Here is a 6646-nt window from a genome sequence, read left to right on the forward strand (position 1 = left end):
GCCCACTCGCCCTTGGCCTTGTTCGGGAAGCATTTCTCGATCAATTCCAGCATGATCGACACGGTCACCGAGGCGCCTGGCGAGGCGCCGAGCAGAGCGGCAAGGGAACCGTCCTTGGCCGCGACCAGTTCGGTACCGAACTGCAGAACGCCGCCTTTCTTCGGGTCTTTCTTGATGATCTGCACCCGTTGGCCGGCCACTTCCAGGCGCCAGTCTTCGGCTTTCGCTTCAGGGTAGAAGCGACGCAGGGATTCCAGGCGCTGCTCCATCGACTGCATCACTTCGCTGACCAGATACTTGGTCAGGTCCATGTTGTTTTTGGCCACGGCCAGCATTGGACCGATGTTGCCGGCGCGAACCGACATCGGCAGGTCCATGAACGAACCGTGCTTGAGGAACTTGGTGGTGAAGCCGGCATAAGGTCCGAACAGCAGGGACTTTTTGCCATCGACCACACGGGTGTCCAGGTGCGGCACGGACATTGGTGGCGAACCGACCGCGGCCTGGCTGTAGACCTTGGCCTGATGGTGCTTGACCACTTCCGGGTTGTCGCAACGCAGCCACTGGCCGCTGATCGGGAAGCCGCCGAAGCCTTTGCTTTCTTCGATGCCCGACGCTTGCAGCAGCGGCAGTGCCGCGCCGCCAGCGCCGAGGAAGACGAATTTGGCGTCGACTTCGCGGGTATTGCCGCTGTTGACGTCCTTGATGCTGACGGTCCAGCCGCCGTTGTTACGCTTCAGGCCGGTGACGCGCTTGCAGTACTTGACCTGGGCATCGGGCGCGCTGGTCAGGTGCTTGAGCAGTTGGTTGGTCAGGGCGCCGAAGTTGACGTCGGTGCCGTTCATCACGCGGGTGGCGGCGAGGACCTCGTCAGCCGGACGGCCCGGCATCATCAGCGGCATCCACTCGGCCATCTTGGCTTTGTCTTCGGTGTATTCCATGTCCGAGAAGGCATGGTGCTTGCTCAGGGTCTTGAAGCGTTCCTTGAGGAAGGACACGCCATTCTCACCCTGCACGAAGCTCAGGTGCGGCACCGGGCTGATGAACGATTTGCACGAACCGAAGGTGCCTTTCTTGGTCAGGTAGGACCAGAACTGCTTCGACACCTCGAACTGGGTGTTGATGTGCACGGCTTTCTTGATGTCGACGGTGCCGTCAGCGGCCTGCGGCGTGTAGTTCAGCTCACACAGCCCGGCGTGACCGGTACCGGCGTTGTTCCACGGATTGGAACTCTCCGCGGCACCGGAATCCATCAGCTCGACGACTTCCAGCTTGATCGCGGGGTCGAGCTCTTTAAGCAGTACAGCGAGGGTGGCACTCATGATGCCGGCCCCAACCAGTACTACGTCGACTGCTTCGTTATGCGCCATTTAACGCGTCTCCAAAATCTGCAGCACCAAATTGTCGGCATAGCTGCCAGGCGTTCCGGGGCGTGTCAGTGATGCCCCAGGTACCCATGGCCAGGATCGCCATGTCCGAATCTTCGCAATTTTTCGCAACTTCGACGGATGCATGCGGCCTGGCTTCAAGAGTCACATGAACTCATTTCGGCACGCGGCTGGCAATTCGACTTATGGTCGAGACATCCGTTTGTGCAACCAAATCCGTAGCGGACAGGCTTCAGGCTCCGGTGTTCGAGGAGTACTCGGTCCTGTGTCGTTGGGCTGTTGTAGACGCTAATGGTGCATTTTCAGACGCAAAACTATTCATTTGCTCGCCACACTCTTGTGAAGTTGTGAAAACCCGTTTTTTTCACGCTCTTTTGAAGACGTGAACCTCAAAAAAGGGCTGTCCCAGCCTGGCACCGTGCCCGGATGGATTGCCGCCATGGGGTGCATGGGCAGCAAAAACGGGCAAACAGCTCAGTGACCGAGCGTAATGACAGCTCTGCAGATTCGCGAAAAGTGGGGGTTTTGCTTGAGAAACAGCAAGCGCGCCAGCTTCACTCGATCTGTGTGGGCGGCTCTCTGTGGGCGGTGCGGGGTGTCAATACCGAGGCATTGAACGATGCTGCGAGGCCCGATCAGGAGACGTCCTTATAATCGGGGGGAGATTGTATCTAAGAAACGCAGGGAAATGGTCGTGTTTAATGACTTTTATTAGGCGTCGGGTCAGGTGGTCAGCAGTTGCTGCGCGCGTGCACGTGGCTGGTGCTGGCTGACACGGGCACTGGCGGGCAGGGGCTGGTGCAGCCAGTTGAGGCGAATTTCTTCGATTTCGACCCAACCATCGCCCATGGGCTGGAGGCTGCACTGCTTGAAGGCCTGGCAGTGGCCATTGTGGTCGAGCAGGGCGAAACTGCGGTGCAGCGGGCGTGGCGCGAACAGGGAGACGAGAAAACGCATGGCAACGTACCTTTTGGGGGTGACTGCCATAAAGGTTGCCAGCGGGCGGTGACAAAGGTGTGACAGGAACCGCGTTGCGCCGGGTTTGTCAGAGATTTCAGTAATCGTTGCGCGAAGCTAGTTCGCCGCAGTGGCGCACCGCTATACTGCGGGCATCGTTAGTTGCCTGATTCTGGAGAGAAGAGCATGTTGCAACGCCTGTTGTTCGGTTTGATCACTGTGACCAGTTTGACCCTCGTCGGCTGCGCCCACAGCCCGCAACAACTGAGCCCGGAACCCAAGCTGACGGCTCAGCTGGCGCCGGTCGGCCATGGTCAGCCGGTGGTGGTGCGTGTGGTGGACGGTCGTCCATCGCCAACCCTGGGGACCCGTGGCGGTTTGTACCCGGAGACCAGTGCGATCACGGTGCAGGGCGCGCAGATTCTGCCGAAGCTGCAGGCTCAGGCTGAGGCGGCCGTGCGGTTGCTGGGCTTCACGCCGACGGCCAATGCGCTGAATGCGCCGCAATTGACGGTGACCCTGGCCGAGCTGAAGTATCAGTCGCCCAAAGAAGGTTTGTATGTGACTGAAGCTACAATTGGCGCGACGTTCCGTTCCGATGTGCAGAATGCCAACCGTCGTTACAGCGGTCGCTACGGCGCGTCGCTGGATCAGCGTTTTGGCATGGCGCCGAATCAGGAAACCAATACCAAGCTGGTCAGTGATGTGCTGAGTGATGCGTTGACCCGCTTGTTCAAGGACCCGACGATTGGTCAGGTGCTTGGCGAGTAACGGTTTGCAGTTTGTTTAAAGAACCCGGTGCCAGCGATGGCGCCGGGTTTTTTTGTGCCTGCCGCTCCAGCAAGGGAAATCAAGCCGCTTGCGAATAGAAGTCCAGAACACTCACCCCGGTCAGCAAATCCGTCTCCGGCAAATCCGCATGTTGATGCCCGCCCAACGCGCAATACACCAGCCAATGCCGGTCCTGTACATTGAAGGCGAGGCTGCCGACTAAGGTTTGTTGTTCGTCGCTTTGGGCAATGAGGTAAAGACGATCCTGGTTTTCGGCGTGGAGCATGACGCGGTCCGTGTCGGTTTCGAAGGGCGACAGACTGGCGGATTCAGATGACGGCGCCGTGACACAGGACAATAATCGGCTAAATGGTTTCGTTATTTGTCGGAAAGGGGGGGCAGGCCGGAGCGCTTTCGGTAGAATCCGCGCCGTGGTCGTCGGTCCCGGCGTCTGTTACACCGGTTTGCCTGAGGTTTGTGATGTCGCTGCAATTGATTTCGCTCTTTACCGCTCATCCCGCCAAACTGATCAACCTGCTGGCCTTGCTGTTCGCCTGCCCGGGCGGCTGGTTGCTGCACGCCACCCGTCGTCGTGAACAGCGCGCGATGGCCAGTATCGAAGCCCAGCGCCAGAGCAGGCCCAGCGAAGAGCCAACCCTCGATTGGGCGACCTTGCGCATGAACCGGTTTTTCTATCGCTTCGGTTTTGCCTGCCTTGGGATGGCGTTGCTGGTGTCGTGGGTCAGTACTCGCGTCTGAAGTTCTGACACAGTTACAGTGTCTGACTGACCTACTGCACCAAGACAAACAAAAACGGCGCCCGAAGGCGCCGTTGTCGTATCCAGCCATTACCCTACAACGGTAGCCCGGCCTTGACCCGATACTGATTACGCACCGGCATCGCATATTGCAGCACCAGGAACGGACGATGTTCCTCGGGGCAAGCTTCCAGTCGACGCTGCCATTCTTCCTGAGCCTTGGCCAGTTCATCTGCCGCAAACAGCTCGGCCGCTTTCGGCACCTGCAATTGCGGGTCGGCGTCTTTCCACTGCGCATACGCCAGGTAATGCACCGGGAATAACCGGTAACCGCCCAGAATCTGCTTGTCCATTTCGATCGCCAATTGCTTGGTGTCTTCGAACAGTTCGGTGATCGGCGCGGCGAAGTTCACGTGGACCCGGCCTTTGTAACCGGTGATGCCCTTGGCGATGCTCGCGTCATCCTCGCCCGGTGCCTTGGTGTAGGTGCCGGTGGTGGCGCGAATGTACAGCTCGCGGGCCTTGGCCTGGTCGCAGGGGTCGTACTCGTAGCTGATCGACACCGGGGTGAGGTTCAGCGAACGGATGACTTCGCCGAACGGCTCGTCCTTGCGGCTCATGTGGAACATCTTGAGGATCGCCGACTCGGTGCGGTCGTCGCCGTCCTTGGCCCGGCCTTCAGCCTGAGCGATCCAAATCGAGGCGCAATCGTTGCGGATCGAGTGGTTGATGTAGGCCGACAGCAATTGATACGCCGCCATTTTCTCGCGACGACCGGTGATCGAACGGTGCACGATGAAGCTCTTGTTCAGGCGCATCAGGTCGCTGACAAAAGGCTTCTGCAGCAGGTTATCGCCAATGGCGATGCGTGGGGTCGGCAGGCCGGCGTGGTACACGGCGTAGTTGACGAAGGCAGGGTCCATCACGATGTCGCGGTGGTTGGCGATGAACAGGTAGGCACTGCCGGACTTGAATTGCTCCACGCCGGTGTAGGTCACCCCGTCCGTGGCGCGCTCGATGGTGTGGTCGACGTAAAACTCGACTTTGTCCTGCAACGTGGCCACTGACGTGACGTCGGCGAACTCACGGCGCAGCCGATGCGCTATAAGAGGTTTGAGCATCCAGCCGAAGGCACCGGCAAAACGCGGGAAGCGGAAGTGGGTGAGGATATCTAGAAACGCCTTGTCGCCGAGCAGCCGTGCCAGCACCGCTGGGACTTCGCTGTCGTCGTAAGGTCGGATGGCATCGAATTCGCCCATCATGCTCTCTTGTTAGAAACGGCTAGGGTAAGTAAAGGTATTGATCGAAAACCAACGGGGCACGGTCTGAAAGGTAGTCAGACAAAAATAGCCCTGCAAATAGACCGGCGATTATACGCACAAGTCACCTGGGAGACCGCGATGCTGGAAACTGCGCAGTATGAATGTCCGTATTGCGGTGAAGAAGTCGAGGCTGTTCTGGATTTGTCTGGCGGTGATCAGACCTATATCGAGGATTGTCCGGTGTGTTGTCGTCCCATTACCTTTGTCTTGCAGGTTCACGGCGAGGAATGGCACCTCGACGTCTACAGCGAAAACGAATGAAGGGGGTCACCCATGCAGCGTATCTATGAGCCGGAAAATCTGATGGAAGGCGAATTGCTGCTAAGTATGCTGGCCAGTGAAGGTATCGAGGCGCATCTGGTGGGCCGGGATTTGATCGGCGGTACCGGGGAATTGCCGATATTCGGCCTGCTGGGTGTATCGGTCGATAACGACCAGGCGCAATACGCGCGGGAACTGATCGCCGCGTACAATGCCGCGCTGCCGCTGTCCGGCGATGAACCGGACAGCTTTCCCGGCACGCTGGTCTGTTAGGCTGACGTTCGTTTGATCAAGAGTCGTATTGCCCCATGTGTGGACGTTATGCCCTGTTTCGCTGGAACCCCGCCTTCGCAGCCCTGCCCGGATTTCCCGCCGATCAGCAGGCCCAGTGGAATATTTCTCCCAACGATTCGGTGTTGATGCTGCGTGCCGGTGCAGACGGGCAGCGTGAGTTGGCCCGCGCCCGCTGGGGCCTGACGCCACCGTGGCTGACCGACCTGTCCCGCACGCCGGCCCATGCCCGTGCCGAAACCGTTGCCGAACAGCCGATGTTTCGCGAAGCTTTGCGCCTGCGCCGTTGTCTGCTGCCGGCCAATGGTTTTTACGAGTGGCGCGGTACTACGCGCAAACGTCCATACTGGCTGACGCCGGGGGAGGGCTCGACGCTTTACTTCGCGGCGATCTGGGAAGCGTATCCAGTGCAGGAGCAGGTATGGCTGAGTACGGCGGTAATCACCCAACCTGCTTCGAGTCAGCGTCGGCCGTTGATTCTCGATGCGGCGGGGCAGGAAGCCTGGCTCAATCCTGAAACCCCGCTACATGCCTTGCAGGCGCTGCTGGCCAGCGAACCCGCGGCGCTGCGCGAGCGGGTGCTGGCGAACATGGTGAATGATCCGAAGCTCAATGGGCCGGAGTGTTTGACCCCGGGCTGAGCGCGTAATGATCGTTCCCACGCTCCGCGTGGGAATGCAGCCATGGACGCTCCGCGTCATTGAACCCTAAACCTTGAACTGATTGATCAACCGGCGCTGCTGTTCCGCCAACTTGGTCAAATCCGCACTCGCTGCGCTCGATTCATCCGCACCACCAGCCACTTCATTGGCTACTTGCCCGATGTTGATCACGTTGCGGTTGATGTCGTCGGCCACCGCGCTCTGTTCCTCGGCGGCGCTGGCGATCTGGGTGTTCA

General features: G+C 59.3%; 10 protein-coding genes. 5 read left to right on the forward strand and 5 right to left on the reverse strand.

Features of this window, described 5'->3' with window-relative positions; translation table 11 throughout:
• Both mqo and AC1DLB_RS17530 read right to left on the reverse strand, forming a co-directional pair.
• The coding region (gene mqo / locus AC1DLB_RS17525) for a malate dehydrogenase (quinone) (protein ID WP_477785353.1) at positions 1–1370 on the reverse strand (1370 nt) is incomplete at its 3' end.
• A gap of 741 nt (positions 1371–2111) precedes the next feature.
• Complete coding sequence (locus AC1DLB_RS17530; RefSeq protein ID WP_064616185.1) at positions 2112–2345, reverse strand: hypothetical protein; 234 nt, start codon at positions 2343–2345, stop codon at positions 2112–2114.
• 186 nt (positions 2346–2531) lie between these two features.
• On the opposite strand from AC1DLB_RS17530, the gene AC1DLB_RS17535 reads away from it, so the two are divergent.
• Positions 2532–3116, forward strand: a complete 585-nt coding sequence (locus AC1DLB_RS17535) for a YajG family lipoprotein (RefSeq protein ID WP_018929591.1) — start codon at positions 2532–2534, stop codon at positions 3114–3116.
• 79 nt (positions 3117–3195) lie between these two features.
• On the opposite strand, the gene AC1DLB_RS17540 is transcribed toward AC1DLB_RS17535, so the two are convergent.
• A complete protein-coding gene (locus AC1DLB_RS17540) occupies positions 3196–3402 on the reverse strand; it encodes a hypothetical protein (RefSeq protein ID WP_018929592.1) in 207 nt (68 codons plus the stop codon).
• A gap of 194 nt (positions 3403–3596) precedes the next feature.
• On the opposite strand from AC1DLB_RS17540, the gene AC1DLB_RS17545 reads away from it, so the two are divergent.
• Complete coding sequence (locus tag AC1DLB_RS17545; RefSeq protein ID WP_007939791.1) at positions 3597–3875, forward strand: hypothetical protein; 279 nt, start codon at positions 3597–3599, stop codon at positions 3873–3875.
• 94 nt (positions 3876–3969) lie between these two features.
• Here the strand turns inward: AC1DLB_RS17545 and AC1DLB_RS17550 are convergent, their stop codons facing one another.
• Positions 3970–5136 carry a 1-acyl-sn-glycerol-3-phosphate acyltransferase gene (locus AC1DLB_RS17550; RefSeq protein WP_064616186.1) on the reverse strand — a complete coding sequence of 389 codons (1167 nt, stop codon included), beginning with the start codon at positions 5134–5136 and terminating at the stop codon, positions 3970–3972.
• A gap of 138 nt (positions 5137–5274) precedes the next feature.
• Between AC1DLB_RS17550 and AC1DLB_RS17555 the strand changes: the two genes are divergently transcribed.
• The 3 genes from AC1DLB_RS17555 to AC1DLB_RS17565 are packed head-to-tail and all read left to right on the forward strand — an operon-like array spanning position 5275 to position 6389.
• Positions 5275–5457 carry a CPXCG motif-containing cysteine-rich protein gene (locus AC1DLB_RS17555; RefSeq protein ID WP_018929594.1) on the forward strand — a complete coding sequence of 61 codons (183 nt, stop codon included), beginning with the start codon at positions 5275–5277 and terminating at the stop codon, positions 5455–5457.
• A gap of 12 nt (positions 5458–5469) precedes the next feature.
• The gene (locus AC1DLB_RS17560; RefSeq protein WP_007939795.1) at positions 5470–5730 is read left to right on the forward strand and encodes a putative signal transducing protein; all 261 of its coding nucleotides are present in this window, start codon (positions 5470–5472) and stop codon (positions 5728–5730) included.
• Between the two features lie 35 nt (positions 5731–5765).
• Complete coding sequence (locus tag AC1DLB_RS17565) at positions 5766–6389, forward strand: SOS response-associated peptidase (protein ID WP_007939796.1); 624 nt, start codon at positions 5766–5768, stop codon at positions 6387–6389.
• A gap of 66 nt (positions 6390–6455) precedes the next feature.
• On the opposite strand, the gene AC1DLB_RS17570 is transcribed toward AC1DLB_RS17565, so the two are convergent.
• Positions 6456–6646 (reverse strand): hypothetical protein (locus AC1DLB_RS17570; protein WP_477785354.1); only part of this gene is annotated, 191 nt, incomplete at its 5' end.

It is taken from the genome of Pseudomonas sp. 05N434 (assembly GCF_056396965.1).

Coding starts and splice junctions, on each gene's coding strand:
- AC1DLB_RS17530 (WP_064616185.1), bottom strand. CDS start 2,345: ATGCGTTTTCTCGTCTCCCTGTTCGCGCCACGCCCGCTGCACCGCAGT.
- AC1DLB_RS17535 (WP_018929591.1), top strand. CDS start 2,532: ATGTTGCAACGCCTGTTGTTCGGTTTGATCACTGTGACCAGTTTGACC.
- AC1DLB_RS17540 (WP_018929592.1), bottom strand. CDS start 3,402: ATGCTCCACGCCGAAAACCAGGATCGTCTTTACCTCATTGCCCAAAGC.
- AC1DLB_RS17545 (WP_007939791.1), top strand. CDS start 3,597: ATGTCGCTGCAATTGATTTCGCTCTTTACCGCTCATCCCGCCAAACTG.
- AC1DLB_RS17550 (WP_064616186.1), bottom strand. CDS start 5,136: ATGATGGGCGAATTCGATGCCATCCGACCTTACGACGACAGCGAAGTC.
- AC1DLB_RS17555 (WP_018929594.1), top strand. CDS start 5,275: ATGCTGGAAACTGCGCAGTATGAATGTCCGTATTGCGGTGAAGAAGTC.
- AC1DLB_RS17560 (WP_007939795.1), top strand. CDS start 5,470: ATGCAGCGTATCTATGAGCCGGAAAATCTGATGGAAGGCGAATTGCTG.
- AC1DLB_RS17565 (WP_007939796.1), top strand. CDS start 5,766: ATGTGTGGACGTTATGCCCTGTTTCGCTGGAACCCCGCCTTCGCAGCC.